The organism is Klebsiella sp. JN_Kp126 (assembly GCF_033843325.1).
GTDB lineage: Bacteria > Pseudomonadota > Gammaproteobacteria > Enterobacterales > Enterobacteriaceae > Klebsiella > Klebsiella michiganensis.
Genome location: NZ_JAWXQV010000079.1, coordinates 35,686 through 59,670, shown reverse-complemented (window position 1 = coordinate 59,670; position 23,985 = coordinate 35,686). Strand labels below are relative to the sequence as shown.

Below are 23,985 nucleotides of genomic sequence, written 5' to 3'. Positions count from 1 at the left end.
AAAACGGTGATTACGGGTGTAGCGTGTGAGTAATAATAGCGTGCAGCGCTTCGGCATGGTGATGCAAAATGCGGTACACGTCTTTATCCAGCGCGCCATTTATAACATCACTCTCTATCAGCTGTAACGCTTGCTGACGGCTCATTCCGGGGCGATAGGGGCGGTCTTCGGTAAGCGCGGTGAAAATATCCGCGATGGCGATAATCCGATCCGGAAGCTGCAGGTAATGCTCATTGAGATGAAGCGGATAGCCGCTGCCATCCAGCTTTTCATGATGATTCGCGGCCCAGTTAATTATTTCGCCGAGTTCGCTGAAGGTGCTAAGAATTTCGCCGGTCATATAGCTATGTTCCCGAACCTGAAGCAGCTCTTCGTCATTCAGTTCGCCCTGTTTCTCCAGGATTTTCAGCGGAATGTGTACTTTGCCAATATCGTGTAAATAGCCGGCAATCTCAATTTTCTTACACTCCATCTCCGGCAGATTCATATAAGCGGCAAGGGTGCGCGAAATTCGCCCGACCTTCAGACTATGGCTGGCGGTGAAGCTGCTGTAGGTATCGACGATTTTGGCAATTAACAGGCAGATATCTTTCAGACCGTCGATATCGATATAAACATGGTTGATAGGGCCGATGATCTCCAGCATTCGCTGAATATGTCCGGGATTGAGGTGCAGCCAAAAATGCTCTTTTTGTGCGAGCTGGCACAAAGTCTGGCATAGCGGCGGATCTATCGCCTGGTAAAGCGCGCGAAATTTACCAATAATCATATCGGTTTGAAAGGTTGTCGCGTGCTTATCGCCAGCAAGCAGGCGTTCAAACACGTCGGCGAAATAGACGATATGCTGTTCGAGGCTGCCTTTGTGGTGTGGGCTAAAATGGTGATCGCGGATAATCGGCAGGATGGGGGCCAGGGTCGCTAACCCGGCCAGCATTTCTGCTCCCCGGTGCTGATGCGGGTCGTTAAGGTTATCGATGGCGTTCAGCGAGGAGAACACTCGTTTATCGCCCAGAACGCCAATGTCGTGCAGCAGCGCGGCGCAAAAGATCGTCTGCTGCTGCTGACGCGAGAGCCCTGACGCCTGCGCAAGCTCCAGCGCGATCAGCGCCGTTCGTTGCATATGCAGGTGTAATTCAGGGTTAATAATTTGTATGACACGGGTGGTAAGCATCAATGCTGATTTTAAGGCGATATTATGCATCGTTTTTCTCCATCGCATTACCCGCACCGTTTTGCTCTATTTCGTTGATAGCGATGCCGACATGACAAAATAGATTGAATAAGTCCATTCGGGTTTCGCATTTTTATCCTGCCCATTTTTAGCGCGTCCCTGCACCAAAGTAGCGCTCCGGGCGAAGTAAAAATCCTTTTTTGTCCGATAGTTAATCATTTTTACCGAGTAAAATACATTAAATCCTGGCAAGCCGTTTGCATTCTCTCTGCGCGAATTTATTTAATATCTATTTTGGGATGAGTCATGATGAATTTTAGAGCATTACTGGCAATTACGTTACTGGCGATAAGCGCTTTCGCCTCGAGTGAGACGCGTCTGCCGCATATCGTAATCCTGGCGACCGGAGGGACGATTGCCGGTTCAGCGGCCAGCAATACCCAGACTACCGGGTACAAAGCCGGCGCGATTGGCGTACAGACGCTGATTAATGCCGTGCCTGAGATGAGCAAAGTCGCGCGCGTTGACGGCGAGCAGGTCGCTAATATCGGCAGCGAAAATATGACCAGCGACATCATTCTCAAACTGTCAAAGCGCGTCAATGAACTGCTGGCCCGCGATGATGTGGACGGCGTTGTGATTACCCATGGTACCGACACCCTGGACGAGACGCCTTATTTCCTCAACCTGACGGTAAAAAGCAATAAGCCGGTCGTTTTCACGGCGGCAATGCGTCCGGCCACGGCCATCAGCGCAGACGGTCCGATGAATCTGCTGGAAGCGGTGACCGTGGCGGCCGACCCGGAAGCGAAGGGCCGCGGCGTAATGGTAGTGCTTAATGACCGCATCGGCGCGGCGCGTTTTGTCACTAAGACTAACACCACGACGCTGGATACCTTCAAGGCGCCGGAAGAGGGCTATCTGGGCGTTATCGTGAGCGGCAAACCGCAGTTCGAAACTCGCGTAGATAAAATTCACACCGTGCGTTCGGTTTTTGACGTCCGCAATCTTAACGCGCTACCGAAAGTGGTCATTATTTATGGCTACCAGGATGACCCTGAATATATGTATGACGCGGCGATCGCGCACCATGCCGACGGGATTATCTATGCGGGCACCGGCGCGGGGTCGGTCTCCGTACGCAGCGCGGCGGGGATCGAAAAGGCGGAAAAAGCCGGTATCGTGGTGGTTCGCGCCTCGCGTACCGGCAGCGGCGTCGTGCCGGTTGATGACGGCCAGCCTGGGCTGGTAGCCGATTCGCTCAACCCGGCAAAAGCGCGCATCCTGCTGATGACGGCGCTGACGCAAACGAAAAATCCGCAGGTGATCCAGCAGTACTTCCACACCTACTGATCAACTTCGGGTAGGGCGCAGCGCGCCTTACCCGGGTTATTTCACCACGCACATCGGGCGCTGCGACACCGGCTCCGGGTGAATCTCCGCCTCCAGGTGAAAAATCTCCCGCAGCATCTCCGGCGTCAGTACCGTTTCCGCCAGGCCCTGAGCCTGCACCCGGCCCCCTTCAAGCACCACCAGATGGTCGCAGTAGCGGCTGGCCTGGTTCAGGTCGTGCAGTACGGTGACCACGGTCTTGCCCATCGTCTGCAGCTCGCGCATCAGCGTCATCAGCGCCACCTGATGATGAATATCCAGCCAGGTCGTTGGCTCATCGAGCAGCACCAGCGGCGTATCCTGCGCCAGCAGCAGCGCCAGAAAAGCCCGCTGCCGCTGGCCGCCGGAAAGGGCGGTCAGCGGTTGTTCCGCCAGCGCAGCGATGCCGGTTCGTTGTAGCGCGCTGTCGACCTGCTGTCGATCCTGCGCGGAAAGCCGCCCCCACAGCGGTAGCCACGGACTCCGGCCGTAGCCGACCAGCTCGCGTACGGTGACGCCTTCCGGAACGTGATGCTGCTGCGGCAGCAGCGCCAGTCGCCGCGCCAGCTGACGGGCGGAGAGGCGGTTTAAGGGGACATTATTGAGCCAGACATCGCCGGCGATGGGCGTCAGGAGGCGAGAGAAACACTTCAGCAGCGTTGATTTACCGCAGCCGTTTGGCCCCAGCAGCGCGGTAATTTTCCCGCTCGGTAGCGTCAGATCGAGATTGTTGATAACGCGCTTGCCGCCATAGCCAGCGGTTAGCTTTTCTATTCGCAGTTCCATTTAACGCATTCTCACAAGAAGCCAGATAAACCAGGGGGCGCCGATAATCGCCGTCAGCACGCCTGCCGGCAGCTCAAGCGGCGGATGCAGCGTTCGCGCCAGCAGATCGGCGAGCAGCAGAACCAGTCCGCCCGTGAGCGCAGAGAGCGGCAATAAACGGCGATGGCGGCCGCCGAAGAGGCGACGCACAAGATGCGGCACCACAAGGCTGATAAAGGCGACAGGACCGCAGACCGCGACGCCGATCGACGCGAGGGCCACCGCCAGCGTTAAGCCGTAGCCGTTAAGCCAGCGTACGTTGACGCCGAGCGTTCCCGCGCGCTCATGGCCTAGCGCCAGCAGGTCGAGATCGCGACTGAGGGCGAAGCTTAAGGGCAGCAAAATCGCCAGCAGGGGCAGGACGATGATGACGAATGCGCCGTCTCTGGCCCACAGGCTTCCGGTCAGCCACAGCAGCGCGTTATTGATCTCCTGTGGCCGCGACAGTAAGAGGTAGTCGGTCACGCTGGCCCAGCAGGCCGACAGCGCGATGCCGGTCAGCGCCAGGCGCATTGGTCGAGAAAAACCGGCAAGGGCGAGCGGTATTACCATCGCCACCATTCCGCCGATAAAGGCCAGCAGCGGCAGCCACGGCAGGGGCAGGGACGGTAAAAACCACAGTGCCGCCACCGAGGTCAGGCTCGCCCCGTGGTTAATGCCCAGAATGTCCGGCGAGGCCAGCGGATTATGCACAATACCCTGAACCAGCGCCCCGGAAACCGCCAGCGCGGCGCCGATAATCAGCGCCAGCACCACCCGCGGCAGGCGATATTGCATAAGGACGTAGTGATACTCGCTGTCCGTATGCCATCCGCTGAGCAGCGCTCGCCACGGCAGCGGGATCGCCCCCATCCGCAGCGAGAACAGGGTTAACAGCGTGAGCGCGAGCCATAAAAACACGATGCGTTGTTTCACCCGCGTCTCCTGACCAACCAGACAAAACAGGGCCCGCCCGCCAGCGCCAGCACCGCGCCCGCGGGCAGTTCACCCGGCCAGGCCAACGCTCTGGCGAGCATATCCGCCAGCAGCATAAACAGGGCGCCCAGCAGGGCGCTGACCGGCAAAAAAGTACGATGATCGTGACCCGCCCAAAAACGCGCCAGATGCGGGACCAGCAGGCCAACAAAGGCAATCGGTCCGGCGACGCTGACGCTGGCGCCGGTAAGCAGCAACACGGCCGCGTTGATAAGCAGGCGCAGGCGCGGCAAATTCACCCCCAGCGAATGGGCGGCGGTATCGCTGACGTTGAGCAGATTAAGCGCGTTGGCCAGCAGGAATACGCCGGGGGTAATCAGCGCGACAAAAGGGAAAAGCTGCCAGAACTCGGCCCAGCGCACGTGGGAAACGCCGCCCGCAAGCCAGGTAAGAATGCCCCAGGCGCGATCTTCCGCCAGCAGCAGGGTCATTCTGGTCAACGCCATGCATAGCGCCGAGAGAGCAATACCGGCGAGGATCAACCGTTGGCGATCCTGCTGTTGACGCCAGCCGCCGCCGGCGCTCATCACCAGCAGCCAGCTTATTCCGCCGCCGCAGGCGGCAATCAGCGCCAGCGAAAAGCCCGCCAGCGGTGCCGGACTGAATGCGCTGGTCAGCGCCATCGCCAGCGCCGCGCCGCTATTAATGCCGAGCAGTGAAGGCGATGCCAGCGGATTATGGGTAAGCGTTTGTAATAACGCCCCCGACATTGCCAGCGAGGCGCCGAGCATTACCGCCACCAGGCTGCGGGGCAGGCGCAGATTAAGCACCAGCGCCTCCGCAAGCGAAGGAGACTCAGGCGCCAGCAGGGCGTGAAGGGCGTTGAGCGGCGAAATCGGGATGGGCGAATAGCAGAACAGGCTCAGCCAGAACAGGCCGCTGAGGGCCAGCAGCGGCCATCCCCAGATAAAAAACGCGCGACGGAACGGTTTCATGGCGTGATATCAACCGCCCGGTGGTGGACAATTTTAACCATATCGCTGGCAATACGCTCGGCGGCGAAGATCCCGCGCATCCGCGCCCAGCTGTTGCTGTCGACGGCGGCGACCTGCCCTTTCTGCTCGGCCTGCAGCATTGGCCACAGGGAGTCCTGCTGCCATTTTTTCACGATACTTTCAGTACGGTAATGAGCGACCAGCAGCCATTGCGGATTCAGGGCCAGCAGCTGTTCGAAATTTATCGCCGCCATCGGCGCGCCGCCGATTGGCGGCGGAACCTTCAGGCCAAGCGCCGTCAGCACGCTGCCGGTATAAGTTTGCGCTGAGTGAAGATTAAACTGCTGTTCGCGAGAGGTGCCAAACAGCACGCTGGCGCCAGCCGGCAGCTGTCGGGAAAACGCCGCCATTTTTTGCCGATGCAGCGCCAGACGCTGCTGCATCTCCTTATCCTTACCCACTACTTTGCCGATAATCGCCGCTGACTGCAGGTTCTCCTCCCAGGTTTCATTGCGCGATTTCAACAGCAGCACCGGGGCAATTTGCCTCAGGGCGGCGTAAATTCCGGCATGGCGACTGCTATCGGCGACGATCAGATCGGGATGCAGCGCGCTGATGGCCTCCAGTGAAGGCTGGGCGCGGGTGCCCACCGACTGCCAGGGCTTCAGACGTGCGCGTACGTCCGCCAGAATACGCGACGGATCGTTGTCATCGGCCACGCCTGTCGGGCTAACGTCAACCGCCGCCAGCGCGTCGACAAAGGAGAGTTCAAGTACGACGATGCGCTGCGGCGTTTTATCAAGCGTAAAGCGACCGCGCTCATCCTGTACGGTGGCGGCAAAGAGCGGGCCCGCCAGAAACAGCAGGCTGAAAACACACAGACGAACAAGGCTAAACATTATTCACTCCAGCTTGCCGGACAGGGCGCGAATAGCGCTGTCCGGCAACGCTCTATCATCAGAACTTCATTGATCCTTGCAGGTACAGCGTGCGCGGCTGACCGGCGTAAAGCCCTTTGTTGTTATCGTCGTACGAGCGGGTGTAATACGCATGGTCGAAGATGTTTTTCACCCCCAGCGCGAGGTTGAGATTGGCCATCTGCGGGCCAAAGTCATAGGCCACGCGAGCGCCCCACAGCATATAGCCGGGAATGCGGCCGGTGCTGCCATCGGCGCTTTCGGCAACGGTATTGGCGTTATCGGCAAACTGGCTCGACTGGAAGTCGCCGTTGAGGTTAAACGTCCAGCTGCCGGGCTTGTAATCGACACCAAAGGTGCCTTTGTGCTTCGGCGAGAAGGGAACCTGGTTACCGTAGGTGTCGCCTTTCTCGCGGATTTCAGCATTGACGTACGCATAGCTGGCGTAGACAGAGAGATTATCAAGCGCGGGTGAAAGCTCGCCGAGGGCGTAACGGGTTTGCGCTTCCAGGCCGCTATGACGCGTTTTACCCCGGGCGGTGACCGTGTCATTGGTCTGGTTGGAATCGTACTGATTGTTGAAGTTAATCAGGAACAGCCCCATCTCTGCGGTCAGCGCGCCGTCATCGTAGCGGGTGCCGACTTCCCAGGTTCGCGCTTTTTCCGGTTCCACATTGCCGCTTTGCACAGCCTTGCCAATCTGGCTGTACTGTACGGTGCCGAATGAGCCTTCTGTGTTGGCATAAAGATTCCAGCTGTCGGTGAGGTGATAAAGAACATTCAGCGCCGGGAGCGGGGCGTTATAGCTGACCCGTTCGCGGGTGCCCAGCAGATTATTGTCCTGATAAGACTCAATGTGCTCAAAGCGCATACCTGGCGTAATCGTCCAGTTGCCGATATCCACGCGATCGTCGATATACCAGGCGTGGGCTTCGGTGCCGGAACGGGTATCGCGATCGTACGGGCTGGCGGTGCTGGGCAGCTCGCCGCTGGTGGTCGCGGTGTAGTAACGCATCTCGTGGGTCGATTCGTTGACGTAGCGATAGCCGACGCCGACTTCGTGGGCGGATGGGCCGATCATAAAGCTTTGGCTGTAGCGCGGCTCGATGCCGCGGACCCAATATTCGCGCGGGGAGAGGGTAATGCGCTTACCCTGTTCCAGGTAGCCGCTGCGCAGGGTATGGGTATAGAACCCCTGAATATTAAATTTATGCTGCGCATCCGGCTGGTACTGGTAGCCGAGGCTGGCGAGCTGGCGGCGCCCCCAAAAGCGGTCATAAGGACGCGTAGACTGCCAGCGGTCGGCGTTGTAGTCGGCGCGGGAGAGGCCGCCGGGCATATCGGCTTCGCCGTCATAGTATTGCAGCAGGCTGTTAAAGGTATGGACTTCGTTGGGCGCGTATTTGCTTTTCAGCATCACATCATCAATCCGCGTGGCGCTGTGTTCGCGCCAGTCGCTGCCCCGGGTGCCGGAGTAAAGCAGGGCGGATCCGAAACCGTTGTCCGCCGTGCCGCCGATCGCGAGGTTATGCGTCTCTTTCGGGTTGTTTTGCGAAGAGGTGGGGCTGAGCTGCCCTTCAATGCCGCCCTGAATGCCAAAATCCTCGGGGATGGCGCGGGTGACGAAGTTCACCACGCCGCCGACGCTCTGCGGTCCGTAGCGTACCGCGCCGCCGCCGCGCACGACATCGATGGCGTCCATATTGCCGAGCGAGACCGGCGCCAGCGAAAGCTGCGGCTGGCCGTAGGGGGCAAAGGGAACCGGGATACCGTCCATCAGCACCGTGGAACGGCTGGCAAGCCGCGGGTTGAGGCCACGAATACCGAAGTTCATCGCCAGGTCGTGACTGCCGGTGCCGGTATTTTCCGGCGCGTTGACGCCGGGGATCCGGTTCAGCACTTCGCGCATCGTGGCGGCGCCGGTTTTGGCGAAATCCTCCCGACGGATCACGTCGCGGGCGCCGGCGTGCTCAAAGACATCATTTTCGCGCGCGTCGCCAAGCCAGTCCCCGACGACGGTGAGGGTGGATTCTGCAGTGACGGGCGCGGGATCCAGCTCCAGGGTCCAGACGTTCTTGCCCAGCGGCTTGAGCCGTAATCCGCTGCCGTTCAGCAGCCTGCGTAAACCCTCTTCGGTTTCAAAGCTGCCGTGCAGGCCCGGGCTATGCTTGCCGCGCGTCAGGCTGGCGTCGGCGGAAAGCGTGATACCGCTGCGGGCGGCATATTGGTTCAGGGCGTGATCTAACTCCCCGGCGGCAATATCATACTGCGCGGCGGCGAATACCGGCGCGGCAGCCAGCCCCGCTAGCGGCAGCAGGCTTAAACGGATTGCCATCACCAGAGGCATCGGTTTGCGTAAAACGCGTAAAGGCGTCATCTCTTCTCCACCATCGTTTTGGTTATATTCATCAGATAAGTCGAACGAGCAGGGGAAAAGGGACAATAGAGAATGAGAATTTTTTCGATTTTTTTTCTCAGGCCGGAACGAGCGTGACCCAGTAGCGGGTGACAGACCGCAATGTAATCGGCAGCGTTTGCGCGATAACCTGCAGAATGGCATCAGGGTCGCCCAGCGGAAAGGTGCCGCTCAGGCGTAAATCGGCCACGGCGGGATCGCAGCGCAGCACCCCGGAGCGATAGCGGGCGAGGGTTTCGACCACTTCGCTCAGCGGGGCGTCGTGGAAGGTCAGCACGCCCCGGATCCAGCTATCCTCGCCGCCGTTGAGCTTAACCAGGGCGGCGAAGCGATCGCGGGTAAACCACAGGCTTTCCCCGGCGTTAACGCGTTGGGCGCTGCCGGACGGTAAAACCACTTCTACGGCATGCTGCTGTACCGCCAGCCGGGTGCCGCCGGCAAACTGACGGACGGTGAATTCGGTCCCGAGCGCGGTGAGAGTGCCTTCCCGCGTTTGCACCCGGAAAGGCCGCTGCCGGCTGTCGTGAGCGGTCCTGATGGCGATTTCGCCGTAGCGTAAATGAACCATGCGCTGCCGCGCGTCAAAACGGACGTCGGCGGCACTTTCGCTATTCAGCGTCAGCAGCGAACCGTCGGCAAGCCGCTGCGGGCGCGGTATCCCTTTCGCCGTCCGGTAGTCGGCGCGGAGGCCCTCCGCCAGCTCGGACTCCCAGAGCCGCCAGCTGCCTCCGGCCGCCAGCAAAAGCATCAGCCCTTTCAGCACGTGGCGACGCGCCAGACGGCTATCGTGAAGAGCACGGCTGGCCAGCCCGCCCGGCAGTTGCCCCATCTGCTGACGCAGGTTTTCTACCTGCTGCCACGCCCACTGATTTTCGTTGTTTTGCTCATACCACTGCTGCCAGCGGGCCTCCTGCTGCGGACTGACGCGCCCATCGCTGAGGACCGCGTACCAGTGCGAGGCGGAACGCAGCGCCTGACGACGGGATTCGCTTAGCGTCGGTTTCACAGGCCATTCTCCAGACGGAACAGCAGGCAGTGCTCGGTGGCTTTCGCGATATATTTCTTAACCGAACTGATGGAAACCGCCAGGCGGCTGGCGATATCGGCGTAGGTCAGCCCTTCAAGCTGCGAGAGCAAAAACGCTTCCCGGGCTTTTGCGTTAAGCCCGTCCAGCATGGCATCAATCTGCTGTAACAGTTCGAGCTGGCTCTGCCGTAGCTCCGGTGAGGGAGAGAGCTCTGGCGGTAGCTGAGAGAGCATGTCGAGCCAGGCGCGCTCCAGGGCGTTGCGGCGGAACAGGTCGATCATCACCCGTTTAGCAATCGTGCAGAGAAAAGATTTTGGATCGCGAATCGTCAACAGCGACTCGCCGGCCATAATTCGGACAAAGGTGTCCTGCGCTACGTCGTCGGCGTCATAAGCGGATTGCAGCTTATGGGTAAGCCATTTTTTCAGCCAGCCATGATGGTCGCTATAGAGCGAGGCAAGCGTCAGCGGAGAGGCGATGGCGGAAGAAGGTGACATAGCCAGGTTCAGGAGAGTTGATCAATACGGTATATGTTAATATGAGAATGGTTATCATTTCAATAAGCGCGACAGGGATAAGGGCCATACAGACCCATAGTAACGATAAGTTATTGTTAAATATTGAATAGATTTTTCCCTTCATTGCATCATTTCTTTCCCTTTATTCTTAATGCAAATAAAATTCATTATCATTATTCCCTCCTTAACCTTAATGTTGTATTTATAATGCATCTTATAGGGAGTGAGGAGAGACAAATGAACGCAAGCGAAAAAGCCGGACATACGTTTTTGGCAAGCCTGGGGAAAACCCGCTTACGCCCCGGCGGCATTGAAGCCACAGAGTGGCTATTTCAGCAGGCGGGTTTTACCGCCGACAGTAAAGTTCTGGAGGTAGCCTGTAATATGGGGACAACCTCTATTGAGCTGGCGCAGCGTTTTCGCTGCAGCGTTTACGCCATCGATATGGATAAAGACTCGCTGGCGAAAGCCCGGCAAAATATCGTTCGCGAAGGTGTGGATCATCGGGTGATAGTGATGGAGGCGAATGCCGCTCGGCTGCCATTTGCCGATGCAACGTTTGATATGGTGATAAATGAAGCGATGCTCACCATGTATGCGGATAAAGCCAAAGAGAAACTGGTGGCGGAATATTTTCGCGTTCTTAAGCCCGGCGGTCGTTTGCTGACGCACGATATCATGTATACGCAGGATGCGCTGGGAGAGGACGCCCGGCGGCAGCTGCAGGGGGTGGTGAAATCCCACGTCAGCCCGCTGAGCGCCGCCGCCTGGCAGACGCTTTTCCAACGGACCGGCTTTGACGCCGTAAGCATTCATCATGGACCGATGTCGCTGATGTCGCCGCGAGGGTTGATGAAAGATGAAGGTTTTAAACAGGCGCTAAAAATTGTCGGCAATGGTTTGTTGAAGCGCGAGAATCGTCCGAGATTTTTATCTATGTTGCGTTTTTTTCAACGTCATAAAAGGCATTTGAACTTTATTGCCTGCTGTTCTGTTAAAGCAACGGAGGTAAAAAGTCTGAAATAACCCACCGGCGATATGGATAATTGTCGATAAATATTAATTATTGTCAGGAAAGTAAAATAAGCTGATTCTTATTTTAGTCATTTCTCTGACACTCATTTTTAATATTGCTATTTTATGTCAGTGAGGCTTATGGAAGATAAAGGAATAGCCTGTCCGCAAACGTTGTGAAAAGGATAACAGAAAGCAGAGGCTACCCCGACCTCAACTGGATGCAGCCGTACCTCGACGCGGCTTCAGCTGCGGCCTGCGGGTTACCATAGCGACGTTCTGGTTGGAAAAGACGCATACTTTATGTTGAATGATTAGCGCGTTAATCATTCTTGCGGTGGATATTTGAGGTTTATTATTCACTTTTTTATTTACATTTTGTTACAGGTGTGCTGGTATTGTGTTTTTTTCTGTTGGCCTCCTTTTTTACTTGCCGGAGTGAATTTACCAGGATTATTATTGTCTGAACTGCTACACGTACCGCCTAATGACAGATGAAGGGACTCGTTTTTTCCTTAAGCGTTACCTCATGTTCTAATGTTTACAGGAAAAAACATGTCTTACGCTTTTAATAAAAAACTTCTTCATCCCCGTAATTGGGGGACCTGGTTTGGCCTGGGCGTGCTCTGGCTCATCGTCCAGCTTCCTTATCCCGTCTTGCATCTTATCGGTACCAGCGCCGGTCGCGCATCCCGGCGCTTCCTGAAACGCCGTGAGCATATCGCCAGACGCAATCTCGAACTTTGCTTTCCCACCATGTCGCCCGCGGCGCGCGAAAAGCTTATCGAACAGAACTTCATGTCGCTAGGGATGGGTCTGATTGAAACAGGGATGGCATGGTTCTGGAGCGATGAGCGTGTTAAGAAATGGTTTGACGTGGAAGGTATGGTCAATCTCAATAATGCTCTGAGCGAACAAAAAGGCGTGATGGTCGTTGGCGTCCACTTTATGTCGCTTGAACTGGGTGGCCGTACGATGGGGCTGTGTCGTCCGATGATGGCGACCTACCGTCCGCATAATAGCCCGTTAATGGAGTGGGTGCAGACGCGCGGTCGTTTGCGCTCGAACAAGGCGATGATTGACCGTCGTAATTTATCCGGTCTGGTACATGCCTTAAAGTCGGGTGAAGCGGTGTGGTTTGCGCCGGATCAGGACTACGGCCCGAAGGGGAGCGTATTTGCTCCGTTCTTCTCGGTACAGCAGGCAGCAACGACCAACGGTACCTACGTACTCTCTCGTTTGTCGGGCGCGAAAATGCTCACCATCAGCATGGTGCGTAAAGCGGACCGCAGAGGTTATAGCCTGCACATCAGCGACGTCATGAGCGACTATCCTGGCGAAGATAAACAGGATGCGGCAAGCTATATCAACAAGGTTATTGAGAAAGAGATCCTGCGCGCGCCGGAGCAATACCTGTGGGTTCACCGCCGCTTTAAAACCCGTCCGCTGGGCGAAACTTCGCTCTATTAAGCCCTCCGCACTCGCGGCGCTTTCAAAATGGTCCCGGTTGCGTTAACGTGCGCGGGATCATATTTTTTGTTGTAAGCGAAGGAGTGCGTTGTGTTCGCTGAGTTTGGTGTATTGAATTACCTGACCTATCTGGTCGGCGCTATCTTTATCATCCTGGTTCCCGGCCCGAATACTTTTTTTGTCCTCAAGACCGGCATCGCCCACGGCGTTAAAAAAGGGTATCTGGCGGCGGCAGGCGTGTTTATTGGCGATGCGGTGCTGATGTTTCTGGCTTTTGCCGGCGTCGCGACGCTCATCAAGACTACGCCGGTGCTGTTCAATATCGTGCGTTACCTGGGGGCGATTTATCTGCTGTGGATGGGCGGCAAGATGCTCTACGCGGTGTTAACCCAGCGTGATGGTCATTCGTCTGCTGATTCCGAGCCGGGCAGCGCGATTCTCAAACGTTCGCTGACCCTTAGCCTGACGAATCCAAAAGCGATTCTTTTTTATGTCTCATTCTTCGTGCAGTTTATTGACGTCAGCGCCAAAACGCCCGGGCTGGCGTTCTTTATTCTGGCGCTGACCCTGGAGATAATCAGCTTCATCTATATGAGCTTTTTGATCCTCTCCGGCTCTTTCGTCACGCGTTACGTGAAGACGAAAAAGAAGCTGGCGAAAATCGGCAACAGTCTGATAGGCCTTGTGTTTGTCGGTTTTGCCGCCCGTCTGGCGACGCTCCAGTCGTAATCGTTGGGGGCCGGTACGCGGGACCGGCCCTATAGTGACTGTCACTGCCTCGTAACAAAATCCCTTCAATTTTTATTGCATTGGTGTTACATATATAGCCGATTATCGCTCAGAAAAAAGGGAACCCGGATGATTCTGCAGAAACTCACCAGCAATAAAAACAGCAAGAAGTTCTTTTTGTCGATCGCGGCGATCTTTGCCATCGCGCTTATCGTGGTTGGGCGCGCCACCTTTGGCGGCGTGGTGAGTGAATACAATATGCCGTATTCAGAATGGACGACGTCAATGTTCTTCCTGCAGGGGGCGATGGTCACGGTTTACAGCATTGTGTTTACGCTGCTGTTTTCCATCCCGCTGGGTTTCCTCTTTTTAGGTTCCGACCGCCGGGACTAATTTCATGCAATAAGGCGAACCGAAGTTCGCCTTATTATGTTTCCACGGCTATCGCCAGTCTCTGTCGTCATGATGATGATGGCGGTGTTGATGGTGATAGCCTGGGTCGACAATACATCCCGATAACAGCGTGCAAAGCGCGAGAATCAACGGCAACACGATCGGTTTTTTCATTTCTCACTTCTCCAGTTAAATCCGTGCGCAAAAACGGGCATGCGCTATCGGCTGATGAGGTGAGTGTATGCTTTTAACTTATTGAGTAGATGAGATAATTCTGCAATCCTTGCCGGAAAGACGCGCGAATAATCCTGGATTTACCACCAGCCCAATTGCGTACCCGCCACGGCGACGATGGCGACAATAAGCATAATTATGGTGCTTTTTTTCATTACGCTCCGCCTGGTGCCGCATAGCCGCCGACAAAAAACCAGCCCAGAAAAACCACGGCGACGATAAAAATAGCCACCGGAAATAGAATACCCAGTCTCATTATTGAGCCCCTGTAAGTGCGAGTCGTGTCGACTATGATACGGGATTTCACCGTTGATTAGTCAATATGAAAAAAATGCCCCTGACGGCGAGACTGCTTATCCTGATACATCGCCTCATCGGCGGCGCGCAGCGCCAGTTCTACGTCGATCTGCCAGGGGTCGGCTTCAATCACCCCAAAACTGGCGCCGGGGTAGTTAATCCGGTGTTCGCCAAGGAAATAGATCCCCGCCAGCGCTTGACGTAACGCGGCGATATACTCCTGCTGGTCGGCTGAATCGGGACCCGGACCGACAATTAAAAACTCATCGCCGCCGAGACGACCTACAATATCGCCGCTGCGCACGCGGGCGGCCAGGCGTTCTCCGATCTGAATCAAAAAGCTGTCGCCGCACGGGTGGCCGAATCGATCGTTGATTGCTTTGAAATCATCGAGATCGATAAAAATCAGCAGCACGCTGCGCTGCTGTTCCCGGGCCTGCGAAAACTGCGCGGCAAGATGCTTAAACAGCGAGCGGCGATTCGGCAAACCCGTAAGCTCGTCGGTATACGAATGCATCTCCAGCGCGACGTTAGCCGCCCGAAGCTGCTGTACCAGCGTCTCTTTCTCAACGTAATGGGAGATGAGGTTGGCAAACAGATTCATCACCTGCTCACCCTCAATGTTATAGGGCTGTCTTGCCCGGCTGGTGGCGCACAGCGTGCCGAATAATGAGCCGTCGGTCAGGCGCACGGGAATGCTGAAAAAGGTGGCGATCCCCAAATCCTGGGCGGCGAGACACGAACGCCAGCGCTCGGCAACATCGTTGCTAAAAATGCAGCGGTCGTCCAGCGCGCGTTTGCACAGCGAGTCGTTCCACGGGACGGAGAACCCTTCGGGGATCTGCATTTCGCTGCTGTTGTGCGCGTACATAATATGCTGGCGCTGCGCGTCGAAGTCGATACGAGTCAGGTAGGTAGATTCCATTCGGGTAACCAGCTCCAGCATCTCAAGCAGCTGTCGCACCAGGGTTTCGAGGGAGTGTTCATTAGCGAGCGTTTGCGACACGCGAGCGAGAATAAAATCGGACATGAGAAATACGGCTCCCGAATGCTAATCGTCACTACCAGCAAATGATGCTAAAAAACAATCAGCGCAGAATTAACAGAGATACACAAAATTTAACACATCTGGGGGGAGAATACCTGCATCCGCGGCGGGAAAAAAAGCCCCGTCGGGGGCGACGGGGAAAACTCATTGATTATGGAATGATCTGTTCTCTGGTCAATTCGAGAACAGGGCTACTCTACGATGCAAAAGTGCAGCTAAAATGGAGAAACCGTGGAGATTCAGGGTGAAAGACCGTTTTAATCGATTAAGGAGGGGAAATGAAGGGGATGATAGTCATGCTACCTCTGGCGCTTGCCGGATGCGCGCAGAGTCAGCCGGCGCAGCAAGCACACCCGATAGGGATGGCTAACCCGGCTTCGGTATACTGCCAGCAGCTGGGAGGGAAACAGGTTCCTGTCCAAAGCCCGCAGGGCGTGCGCACCGAGTGCAAGCTACCCAGTGGTGAAACGTTAGATGAATGGGCGCTCTGGCGGCGCGATCATCCGGCTAAGTCATAGCGCTTTCAGCCAGTCAGCCAGCACCTGGGCATGGTTTTGCCGGGTATTTTTCGCCGCGTAGAGCAGCGTCAGCGGCTGCTGCCTGGCAAGCGCGGCCAGGCGCTCGCCTTCATCGCGGTGGGCTTCCAGCTCCTGGCGATAGCGCTGGCTAAAGTGGGCAAAATCAAGCGTCTCGCCGTGAAAAGCCTTACGCAAATCAGTCGATGGCGCCAGGATTTTGCACCACTCATCGTAATTCAGCGCCTCTTTTTTTATTCCGCGCGGCCACAGGCGGTCTACCAGTATCCGGTAGCCGTCGCTCGCTTCCTGCGGGTCATAAACCCGTTTACATTGAATCATCGTCACTCTCCCTCTGTTCCATCCAGGCAAGCAGCTGCGGCAACTGCTGCTCGGAAAATACCGTTATCCCGTATTCGCGAAGCAGGGCGGCGGCAACGCCGGCACCGGGCTTGCGCTGTCCGTTAAAGGTACCATCATAGATAAACTGACTGCCGCAGGTTGGGCTGCCGTCGGTGAGCAATGCTGCGGTACAGCCTTCCTCCTGCGCTGCTTTTAGCGCCAGCCAGGCGGCCAGCTGATAGCGCGCAGTGACGTCCTGGCCGTCACTTTCAACAATTTTCGCACGGTTTTGCATGACATCCCCTCCCTGCGCGCCAAGGATTTCCGCCGGTAGCCTGGGGATGGGCAATCCGGCAGCCAGCTCCGGGCAGTGGGTGACCAGCCGCCCCTCGCTCTGCCAGCGAGACAGCGCGTTAGCCAGCCGGGCTTTGTGACTACCGTTATAGCGAACCTGAAAGCCCATCAGGCAGGCGCTAACCAAAATTTTGTCCTTCATCATGCATCCATAGCGATTTGTCTGCCCTATACCATAGCGCCAGTCAGACTAAATTACCCGCGTTCAGAAGCAGACAAAATAAGGATTGTGTTCTGCCGTTGAGATCGCTAACCTGAGGCTCCTTGTGTTGCCTGATATTCGCTCTGACATAAGGATCCTGCTATGAACTCCCCCCTGCGTATTGCCCTGGTTGGTGATTACAACCCTGATGTAGTTGCCCATAAAGCGATTCCCCTGGCAATTGATGATGCCGCCGCCGTACTGGAGCTGCCGCTGCGTTATGACTGGCTGGCCACCAGCGAAATAAAGTCCGCTGACGATCTCGCTGATTACGATGCTATCTGGGTGGTTCCCGCCAGCCCCTATAAAAACGCCGAAGGCGCGTTTATCGCTATACGCCACGCGCGGGAAAACAGCATTCCGTTCCTTGGCACCTGCGGAGGATTCCAGCACGCGATTATCGAATACGCGCGCAACGTTATGGGCTGGCGGGATGCCGCACATGCGGAAACCGATACCGAAGGCCGGATGGTTATCGCGCCGCTTAGCTGCTCGCTGGTAGAAAAGTCGGACAACATTGAACTGCGGGCCAATACGCTGATCTCTCGCGCCTATGGCCGCGACAGTATTGAAGAGGGTTACCACTGCAGCTACGGGATTGCCAGCGATTTTGCCCGCGAGCTGGAGCAGGGCGACCTGCGGGTTACGGGCTGGGATGATGACGGTGAGATTCGGGCGGTAGAACTGGTGACGCATCCGTTCTTTGTCGCCACGCTATTTCAGCACGAGCGCAATGCGCTGGAAGGCAGACCTGCGCCGCTGGTTCACGCGTTTTTACGCGCGGCAAGTCAGTGAGCGAACGCCCGGCGGCGGTTGCCGGGCGTCGATATCGCTAGCCGTTGATCTCCCGATCGCGACCGGCCAGCGCGCCAAATACCGCCATCGCAACGGAAATCAGCGCCACGGCGATCAGCGGGATATGCCAGTCGCCGTTGGCATCATGAATTTTTCCCATCACCGGCGGCCCGCATGCGGCCAGCAGATAGCCCACCGCCTGCGCCATTCCCGACAGCGCGGCGGCCTGGTGCGCCGAGCTGGCGCGCAGCCCGATAAAGGTCAATCCCAGAATCATGGTCGCGCCGGAACCGAAGCCAAAGATAAGCGTCCACAGCACCGCCTGAGCGGGTAAAAACCATAAACCGAGCGCGCTGACTGCACACATCAGGGCGACCAGCACCGCAATGCCGCGCTGATCTTTCAGCCGATGCAGTATTAACGGGATCGCCAGCCCCGGCGCCGCGGTGGCCAACTGGAGCAGCCCGTGCAGGGAGCCCGCCTGCGCTTCGCTGTAGCCTATGCTTTGCAAAATGGCGGGCAGCCAGCCGATGATGACGTAGTAGACCAGCGAGTTAATCCCGAGAAACAGCGTCACCTGCCAGGCCAGCGCCGAGCGCCAGATCCCGCGGTTGTGGATGGCGCCCGACCCCGTCAGCGGCGCGGTGACTTGCCTGCGCGCCTGCGGTAGCCAGATAAACAGCGCCAGCAGCGGAAATGCCATCAGCATCAACAGCGCGCCGCGCCAGCCCAGTCCGGCGAGCGCCAGCGGAACGACCATTGCCGAACCCAGCGCCGCCGCGCCCCCCATGGTGAGAGAGTAAGCGCCGGTCATTTTGGCGACGTGCTGCGAGAAGTCACGTTTGATCAGTCCGGGCAGCAGAACGTTTCCCAGGGCGATGCCGCAGCCGATAATCGCGGTTCCGATAAACAGCAGCGAGACGAAGGGCAGGGAGCGCAGACCCACGCCGAGGCAAATCAGGATCATCGCCAGCAGCAGGCTACGTTCAATGCCGAATCGGCGGGCGACACCCGCCGCCAGCGGCGAGACCAGGCCAAAGGCCAGCAGCGGCAGGGTGGTTAACAGACCGGTTTGCGCGGTGGTAAGGCCATATTCGCTGCGAATGGCATCAAGCAGCGGCGCGGCGCCGGTAAAGGTGACCCGCAAGGTGGTGGCGATAAGCAGAATACCGGCAATCAATAGCAGATTACGGCGGCTGGCAGAAGGTGAAACAGAATTCATGGCTATCTCAAACAAGAATACGTGGCGCTTACCATAGCCTGTTTGCCGCCTGTTTAAATCAAGCTAAAATGACAGATTATCGCTAAAATCGGACAATATCATGATCGGACTCGGCCTGGACGGCTACGACCCGGACAGCGGCCACGAAGCGGCGGCGGCTTTTCGTATTCAGGTGGTCGCGGACGAGCAGTACATTCCGCGCCATCATCACCGTAAAGGTCAGCTCATCCTGGCGCTACATGGGGCGCTGACCTGCGAAGTGGAGAACGCGATGTGGATGGTGCCCCCGCAGTACGCGGTGTGGGTACCGGGACAGGTGCCGCACAGCAATCGCGCGACGCCGGAGGCGCAGGTCTGCTTTTTATTTATTGAACCCCACGCGGCGCCGATGCCGGATTTCTGCTGCACGCTAAAAATTTCGCCGCTGGTGCGCGAGCTTATCCTCGTTATGGCCGAGCGCGGCAGGGCCGAACTCGCTAAACCGGCAATGAACCGCCTGGTGCAGGTGCTGTTCGATGAACTCCCGCAGCAGCCGCAGGAGCACCTGCAGCTCCCGGTCTCCGGGCATCCAAAAATTCGTCAGATGGTGGACACGATGGCCGTCGACCCGGCCCGCTGGCAAACGCTGGCGCAGTGGGCGGCGGAGTTTGCCATGAGCGAACGCAATCTGGCGCGGCTGGTGGTGCGTGAGACGGGCTTAAGCTTTCGCCGCTGGCGACATCAGCTGCAGCTGATCCTCTCCCTGCAGATGCTGATCCGCGGGCAGACGGTACAGCAGACGGCGCAGAGCCTGGGCTATGACTCGACCACCGCCTTTATTACCATGTTTAAAAAGGGCCTCGGGCAAACCCCGGGGCGCTATCTTGCCAGCCTGGCTACGACTTCCCAATAAACAGCGAAATGATCCCGGCGGCGATCAGCGGGCCGACCGGGACGCCGCGGAAGAGGGCGACGCCGAGCACGGTGCCGACCAGCAGTCCGGCTACCAGCTGCGGCTGCGAGCCCATCAGCGCCACGCCGCGCCCGCCGAGCCAGGAAACAAAAACTCCCACGGCAATCGCCAGCAACGATTTCCAGTTCACGAAGGAGTGCAGCAGCGTAGAGGGCGGTAGCGTGCCGCTGGCAATGGGCGCCATCACGCCGATGGTGAGAATAATAATACCGATGGTCAGCCCTTGCTTTTCAATCCACGGAAAGAAGGCGTTGAGCGGGGTGACGCGGACGATAATTAATACCAGGATTGAAATAGCTACGGTGGTGTTATGGCTAATAAAGCCGAGCGCCGCCAGGCCCAGCAGTATTAACAGGGTGGTGTCGAGCATGTGCAGAGGTCCTTGCCAGAATATAAAAAAGAACAGCCCGTTTACTCTACGCATAATCGCGTAAGTAAACAGGTTTTTTATCGCAGACTCGCGATTTGAGGCATCTGCACGATCGATTTTCCCCCGCGGCACAATGCGCGCCCTGGCGCAGGAGAGGGAACAATCAGGCTTCGCGATGAAACGCGATCAGTTCCGGACGGGCAATACGCAGATAGTCGGCGGTATCAAGGATGATGGACTTATCAAGCTGCCCGGCGTTGAAGGCGATTTCCGGGAAGCGCTCAAACAGCAGCGGGTCGGCGACCAGGCGTAAAGAGGGGTGGAAGCTGAAAGGGGGAATGGCGCCAAAGACGCAGGCGGTCAGGGCGTCAACTTCCGCCGGACTGGCCAGAGAGGCTTTGCTGCCGCCGACGTATTCGGCCAGACGGGCTAAATCCGCCTGTAGATCGGCGGCAAGGATAGCCAGAACGTGCTGATTAACCCCATGTCCTTTAATTTTACATACCAGCGCTTTCGCCCCCTGACCCAGCTCGGTGCCGCGGATCTTCGACACGGCTTTACACTTTCCGACGGCTTCATGTTCCACGACCCGGTAACGGGCGTGGTCGCGGTTAAGCAGCGCCAACAGCTGCTGATGAATACTCACTTTTACTGGCGCGTTCATGTCGTTTTTTTCCTTAAAAATAAAACCTCAAGATTAATCCTCTCGCCCCGGGTAAGCGTGTTTTTTTTGCTTTTTATTTTCGTACAGCCGGGCATCCGCGATTTTCATGACGTCGGCCAGGCTATCCCCCGGCGCCATGCTGCAGGCCCCCCATGAGAAATTAACGCGCTGGTTAATGTCAATTTCCTTCAGGTGCTGGCGAATGCGCTCGGGTATATTTTTCGCCTCCTGTTCCTCATAATCGATCAGTATCAGGAAGAACTCATCGCCGCCCAGCCGGATGCCGTAATCGCTTTTACGTATGGCGGCGGAAATGGACTGGGCGAGCAGCACGATGGCGCGGTCGCCTTCATCGTGCCGCCAGGTGTCATTAAGGTATTTTAGCCGGTCGCAGTCCAGCGCCATAAACACGATATTCACGCCTTGCTCGGTGAGCTTTTGCATACGCGATTCCAGCAGCGAGGAGAGAATTTTTCGGTTGTACAGACCGGTTAAAGAATCACTAATGTTTTCTTTAAAAACGTCGGTATACAGGCGAAAGTGCATGCGTACCAGGTGCAGCAGAACGCCGGTAGATATCAGGTAAAACAAAAATAGCTTCCAGGAGCTAAGCAGAAAATAGGACATATCCAGCGACAGCGAAATGTGCAGGTTTTCCGCCACCTGCTGGCTATGGTTGGCGTAGCTGAAAAAATGCGTGTTGCTGCGGTGAACGCGGATTTCAGACGTTGAGTCCGAGTCCCTTAAGGTGATGTCGAGATAACGCCAGACCAGGGGGCGGTCGGTGGTATAGAGCAGCTTCTCAATATCGTGACGAGTGACGTCCACCATCACAATGCCCTTCAGCCGATCCCGATGATAGACCGGGGTTAAGAACGACAAAATATTCTGTCCGGTTAATGCGTCAGCATAGATGCTGGAAATTAGCGTACGCCCGCGAAGTAAACCGTTAAGACTGAACTGAGTGATGCCCAGTTTAGTGTCGTGAAGAAAGTTCCAGTTATCAACGGGGCTGCTATTTATCTCAATCGGCGAATAGAAATACGCGTATTTATTGTCTAAATCGAGGTAATAGCGGAAGCGTTTATCGGATTTGAAGGTTGCCGAATTCAGCGCGGCGATAATATCGCTTTGGGCTATCGCGGCATCAAAAGCCTGCAGCGCCGGGAGATCGTTAATCCACGGCTCGCACGAAGGCTGGGTGGTGCTGAGCGTACCGTGAAGCCCGGGGAAGGTATGCCCGGCGATATTGAGCCCGTATACGTTGCCATTGGTCTGCACGCCAGCGCAGGCCTGTTGGGCCTTTTCGGCAGTGGGATGCGTATCCAGCTTTCGCGAGACCTGGGAGATAACCAGCTGATTTTGATATTTATCGTACAGAAAGGCGGATTCGCCCTTCTCGACGATGTAGCGCATGTATTCCGACATATCCCGATGGCTGGCGACTAATTCATACACCAGAAATGAAGATGTCAGGACAACCACCCCCGCAGAAATGAAATGACGGAGTAATTTATTCTGTAATTTCATGATGATATTTTCGCCAGCACAATTGAGATAATTCTACCATGTGCGGCGCAGGGACGCCACGTTCGGTGGCAGGCAGACTGTTTGTCTATCCAGTACCGGAATCGGGCACCACCGCGCGGCAATGAAAATAAATAGTTTATTAAATATGAGGGCGCTAATGAATATTGCTGTCGTAAATATCCTGCAAAATCCATTTTTCACTCATTTTATCCTCAATGAAATATGCTGCAATGATGCTGCTATGGCTATCCTGGTGCAGCTAAAAATGAAATAATGTTAATTATCAAGCGAACTTTTCTTATTTTTACCAGTCCTTAGCAGGGTTACAGGCAGTACTATTGAAAGCGGCAATGAGGTTATCATGATGGAAAACGCAGCGGTGCAGGGAACCCCTCGAAAGTTTAAAAAAATAAGGGCGCTAAACAGGCGTCGAAATTATTTTTTTAAGAAAATACGCAATGATCTGCGAGTCTATATCGCTAAAGCGTTCTGGGATAGTCGCGCGCGCCGCGAAGCTGATTTAACCTCCGCAAAAACGGTGCTGTTAATGCGTAATGAAGGTGCGATCGGCGATGTAGTTGTTGATTCAGCGCTGGTTAAATGCCTTCACGAGGCGGGAATGACCGTTGACTTTCTGTTGACCAAATCCAATAGTCAGGTCATGCGCTATAATCCTCGCATTCGCCATATCTATGAGGCCGAGAATGTCGACTCGGCGGGTTATTTGCACAAATTTACCCATAACGTTCCTCAGTCAGTTATTACTGAGCTTGCGAATAATAAGTACGATATTGTAATCGACCCGTCGTTGTTTGATATTCCGGTACACAGGATGCTGCTGTTACGACAGATAAAGCCCAGAGCGGTACTGGGTTTCAATAAGTGGCCTTCTATTAAACACTACAGCAAGTCTTTTGATTTTGACTGTGAAAACTGGCACGTCAGTAAGACATTTTCTTTTATCGCTGATTATCTGCAGCTGGATAAAAAATCTCTGCAATCTTATGATCTGCATATTCCACAGGATATCTGCCAGCAGGTTCGTGATTATCTGGCGGCGCTCAACGGGCGTAACGTGGTGATTAATATTTTTGCCGGGCATCAGGACCGCAGTATGTCGCAGGCGCAGCTGGCAACGCTTCTGGCCAGGCTGTGTGAGGATTATCCGGACGTCAATATCATATTGCTCGATCATCGCAATGAAATCCGGATCCCCCTGCCGGAGAAGGTCTGCGTGAATCCGTTTAAAACGCTGCACCACTGCATGGCGCTTATCGCCGAGGCCGACTTAGTTATCTCGCCGGATACCTCGGTGGTCCATATGGCGGCGGCGTGGAAAAAACCGCTTATCGCGGTCTACAAAGATGTGCGGATGAATAATCGACTCTGGGCACCGGGGTACGACAACGCGCGGCAGATTATCGTTAAATGCGGCAAGGTATACCAGCTGGAGAGCTTGCCCGACCTGATAATGTCGGAGATTGATCCCGTCACCCTGCAACAGGCGCGAGCCGGGTAAGGTGGGGTAAAAAAACAGCCAGCGTCTGTGCTGGCTGTCCGGAAAGGCTTAACCGTCCGCTTTTGAGGTTTGCTTGTGAAGCAGAATGCTAGAAAATATTTTATTGAAATATAAAGCGTTTTTTGTTTCCCCAAAATATCCCCAATATCTTTCCCCAAAACGCTACGTGAAAAATACAAG

General features: G+C 56.0%; 27 protein-coding genes. 9 read left to right on the top strand and 18 right to left on the bottom strand.

The window, feature by feature from the left end:
- Positions 1-10: 10 nt before the first annotated feature.
- The gene (locus tag SIK97_RS19045; RefSeq protein ID WP_014228927.1) at positions 11-1,201 is read right to left on the bottom strand and encodes an HD-GYP domain-containing protein; all 1,191 of its coding nucleotides are present in this window, start codon (positions 1,199-1,201) and stop codon (positions 11-13) included.
- 279 nt (positions 1,202-1,480) lie between these two features.
- Between SIK97_RS19045 and fraE the strand changes: the two genes are divergently transcribed.
- Positions 1,481-2,524 (top strand): fructose-asparagine asparaginase, encoded by a 1,044-nt coding sequence (fraE, locus tag SIK97_RS19040; RefSeq protein ID WP_057173604.1) that lies wholly within the window; start codon positions 1,481-1,483, stop codon positions 2,522-2,524.
- Positions 2,525-2,560: 36 nt separating this feature from the next.
- Here fraE and fecE read toward each other — a convergent pair whose 3' ends face one another.
- From fecE to fecI, 7 genes are all read right to left on the bottom strand, one after another.
- Positions 2,561-3,328, bottom strand: a complete 768-nt coding sequence (gene fecE, locus SIK97_RS19035) for a Fe(3+) dicitrate ABC transporter ATP-binding protein FecE (RefSeq protein ID WP_057173606.1) — start codon at positions 3,326-3,328, stop codon at positions 2,561-2,563.
- Positions 3,329-4,282, bottom strand: coding sequence for a Fe(3+) dicitrate ABC transporter permease subunit FecD (gene fecD, locus SIK97_RS19030; protein ID WP_025106936.1), 954 nt, complete (start codon positions 4,280-4,282; stop codon positions 3,329-3,331).
- Positions 4,279-5,277, bottom strand: a complete 999-nt coding sequence (gene fecC / locus SIK97_RS19025) for an iron-dicitrate ABC transporter permease FecC (RefSeq protein ID WP_014228931.1) — start codon at positions 5,275-5,277, stop codon at positions 4,279-4,281. The genes fecD and fecC overlap by 4 nt, the downstream gene beginning before the upstream one ends.
- Positions 5,274-6,176 carry a Fe(3+) dicitrate ABC transporter substrate-binding protein FecB gene (locus SIK97_RS19020; protein ID WP_057173608.1) on the bottom strand — a complete coding sequence of 301 codons (903 nt, stop codon included), beginning with the start codon at positions 6,174-6,176 and terminating at the stop codon, positions 5,274-5,276. Before SIK97_RS19020 ends, fecC begins: the two co-directional genes overlap by 4 nt.
- Before the next feature lie 58 nt (positions 6,177-6,234).
- Positions 6,235-8,571 carry a TonB-dependent Fe(3+) dicitrate receptor FecA gene (gene fecA / locus SIK97_RS19015; protein ID WP_057173610.1) on the bottom strand — a complete coding sequence of 779 codons (2,337 nt, stop codon included), beginning with the start codon at positions 8,569-8,571 and terminating at the stop codon, positions 6,235-6,237.
- 97 nt (positions 8,572-8,668) lie between these two features.
- Entirely contained in the window at positions 8,669-9,616 is a 948-nt protein-coding gene (gene fecR / locus SIK97_RS19010) for a ferric citrate uptake sigma factor regulator FecR (RefSeq protein ID WP_025106939.1), read from the bottom strand.
- Positions 9,613-10,134, bottom strand: a complete 522-nt coding sequence (gene fecI / locus SIK97_RS19005) for a ferric citrate uptake sigma factor FecI (RefSeq protein ID WP_032749540.1) — start codon at positions 10,132-10,134, stop codon at positions 9,613-9,615. Before fecI ends, fecR begins: the two co-directional genes overlap by 4 nt.
- Before the next feature lie 258 nt (positions 10,135-10,392).
- On the opposite strand from fecI, the gene SIK97_RS19000 reads away from it, so the two are divergent.
- The 4 genes from SIK97_RS19000 (at position 10,393) to SIK97_RS18985 (ending at position 13,761) form a co-directional block, all read left to right on the top strand.
- Complete coding sequence (locus SIK97_RS19000; RefSeq protein ID WP_057173612.1) at positions 10,393-11,181, top strand: class I SAM-dependent methyltransferase; 789 nt, start codon at positions 10,393-10,395, stop codon at positions 11,179-11,181.
- 543 nt (positions 11,182-11,724) lie between these two features.
- Positions 11,725-12,639, top strand: a complete 915-nt coding sequence (gene lpxP / locus SIK97_RS18995) for a kdo(2)-lipid IV(A) palmitoleoyltransferase (RefSeq protein ID WP_004138325.1) — start codon at positions 11,725-11,727, stop codon at positions 12,637-12,639.
- 90 nt (positions 12,640-12,729) lie between these two features.
- Positions 12,730-13,368: a leucine efflux protein LeuE gene (gene leuE / locus SIK97_RS18990; protein ID WP_025106941.1), complete on the top strand. Its 639-nt coding sequence runs from the start codon at positions 12,730-12,732 to the stop codon at positions 13,366-13,368.
- 129 nt (positions 13,369-13,497) lie between these two features.
- Positions 13,498-13,761, top strand: a complete 264-nt coding sequence (locus SIK97_RS18985) for a DUF2534 family protein (protein WP_004131510.1) — start codon at positions 13,498-13,500, stop codon at positions 13,759-13,761.
- A gap of 48 nt (positions 13,762-13,809) precedes the next feature.
- On the opposite strand, the gene SIK97_RS18980 is transcribed toward SIK97_RS18985, so the two are convergent.
- From SIK97_RS18980 to SIK97_RS18970, 4 genes are all read right to left on the bottom strand, one after another.
- Entirely contained in the window at positions 13,810-13,935 is a 126-nt protein-coding gene (locus SIK97_RS18980) for a hypothetical protein (RefSeq protein WP_086074258.1), read from the bottom strand.
- A 140-nt stretch (positions 13,936-14,075) separates the two neighbouring features.
- Positions 14,076-14,150 (bottom strand): protein YoaJ, encoded by a 75-nt coding sequence (gene yoaJ / locus SIK97_RS29735; RefSeq protein WP_100248259.1) that lies wholly within the window; start codon positions 14,148-14,150, stop codon positions 14,076-14,078.
- A complete protein-coding gene (locus tag SIK97_RS18975; protein WP_004101234.1) occupies positions 14,150-14,251 on the bottom strand; it encodes a YoaK family small membrane protein in 102 nt (33 codons plus the stop codon). Before SIK97_RS18975 ends, yoaJ begins: the two co-directional genes overlap by 1 nt.
- A 57-nt stretch (positions 14,252-14,308) precedes the next feature.
- On the bottom strand, positions 14,309-15,322 hold the full coding sequence (locus SIK97_RS18970; RefSeq protein WP_047724073.1) for a sensor domain-containing diguanylate cyclase: 1,014 nt from the start codon (positions 15,320-15,322) through the stop codon (positions 14,309-14,311).
- A gap of 296 nt (positions 15,323-15,618) precedes the next feature.
- On the opposite strand from SIK97_RS18970, the gene SIK97_RS18965 reads away from it, so the two are divergent.
- The gene (locus SIK97_RS18965) at positions 15,619-15,858 is read left to right on the top strand and encodes a DUF333 domain-containing protein (protein WP_025106943.1); all 240 of its coding nucleotides are present in this window, start codon (positions 15,619-15,621) and stop codon (positions 15,856-15,858) included.
- Here the strand turns inward: SIK97_RS18965 and SIK97_RS18960 are convergent.
- Both SIK97_RS18960 and SIK97_RS18955 read right to left on the bottom strand, forming a co-directional pair.
- On the bottom strand, positions 15,853-16,197 hold the full coding sequence (locus tag SIK97_RS18960) for a DUF488 domain-containing protein (RefSeq protein ID WP_014228940.1): 345 nt from the start codon (positions 16,195-16,197) through the stop codon (positions 15,853-15,855). The two genes, SIK97_RS18965 and SIK97_RS18960, sit on opposite strands and share 6 nt — an antisense overlap.
- Positions 16,184-16,693, bottom strand: coding sequence for a DUF523 domain-containing protein (locus SIK97_RS18955; RefSeq protein WP_049101338.1), 510 nt, complete (start codon positions 16,691-16,693; stop codon positions 16,184-16,186). Before SIK97_RS18955 ends, SIK97_RS18960 begins: the two co-directional genes overlap by 14 nt.
- 162 nt (positions 16,694-16,855) lie before the next feature.
- Between SIK97_RS18955 and SIK97_RS18950 the strand changes: the two genes are divergently transcribed.
- The gene (locus SIK97_RS18950; RefSeq protein WP_025106945.1) at positions 16,856-17,548 is read left to right on the top strand and encodes a CTP synthase; all 693 of its coding nucleotides are present in this window, start codon (positions 16,856-16,858) and stop codon (positions 17,546-17,548) included.
- Positions 17,549-17,585: 37 nt separating this feature from the next.
- On the opposite strand, the gene SIK97_RS18945 is transcribed toward SIK97_RS18950, so the two are convergent.
- Positions 17,586-18,770, bottom strand: a complete 1,185-nt coding sequence (locus SIK97_RS18945) for a CynX/NimT family MFS transporter (RefSeq protein ID WP_049101339.1) — start codon at positions 18,768-18,770, stop codon at positions 17,586-17,588.
- A 97-nt stretch (positions 18,771-18,867) separates the two neighbouring features.
- Here SIK97_RS18945 and SIK97_RS18940 point away from each other — a divergent pair, with 97 nt between their 5' ends.
- Positions 18,868-19,662, top strand: a complete 795-nt coding sequence (locus SIK97_RS18940) for an AraC family transcriptional regulator (protein ID WP_171820989.1) — start codon at positions 18,868-18,870, stop codon at positions 19,660-19,662.
- Here SIK97_RS18940 and SIK97_RS18935 read toward each other — a convergent pair.
- The 3 genes from SIK97_RS18935 to dgcJ form a co-directional block, all read right to left on the bottom strand.
- A complete protein-coding gene (locus SIK97_RS18935) occupies positions 19,646-20,092 on the bottom strand; it encodes a DUF441 domain-containing protein (RefSeq protein ID WP_004138309.1) in 447 nt (148 codons plus the stop codon). The genes SIK97_RS18940 and SIK97_RS18935 overlap by 17 nt on opposite strands.
- A 163-nt stretch (positions 20,093-20,255) precedes the next feature.
- On the bottom strand, positions 20,256-20,756 hold the full coding sequence (locus SIK97_RS18930; RefSeq protein ID WP_057173613.1) for a YbaK/prolyl-tRNA synthetase associated domain-containing protein: 501 nt from the start codon (positions 20,754-20,756) through the stop codon (positions 20,256-20,258).
- Between the two features lie 33 nt (positions 20,757-20,789).
- Entirely contained in the window at positions 20,790-22,286 is a 1,497-nt protein-coding gene (dgcJ, locus tag SIK97_RS18925) for a diguanylate cyclase DgcJ (protein ID WP_057173615.1), read from the bottom strand.
- Positions 22,287-22,647: 361 nt separating this feature from the next.
- Here dgcJ and SIK97_RS18920 point away from each other — a divergent pair, with 361 nt between their 5' ends.
- Positions 22,648-23,805 (top strand): glycosyltransferase family 9 protein, encoded by a 1,158-nt coding sequence (locus SIK97_RS18920; RefSeq protein WP_032749531.1) that lies wholly within the window; start codon positions 22,648-22,650, stop codon positions 23,803-23,805.
- Positions 23,806-23,985: the final 180 nt, after the last annotated feature.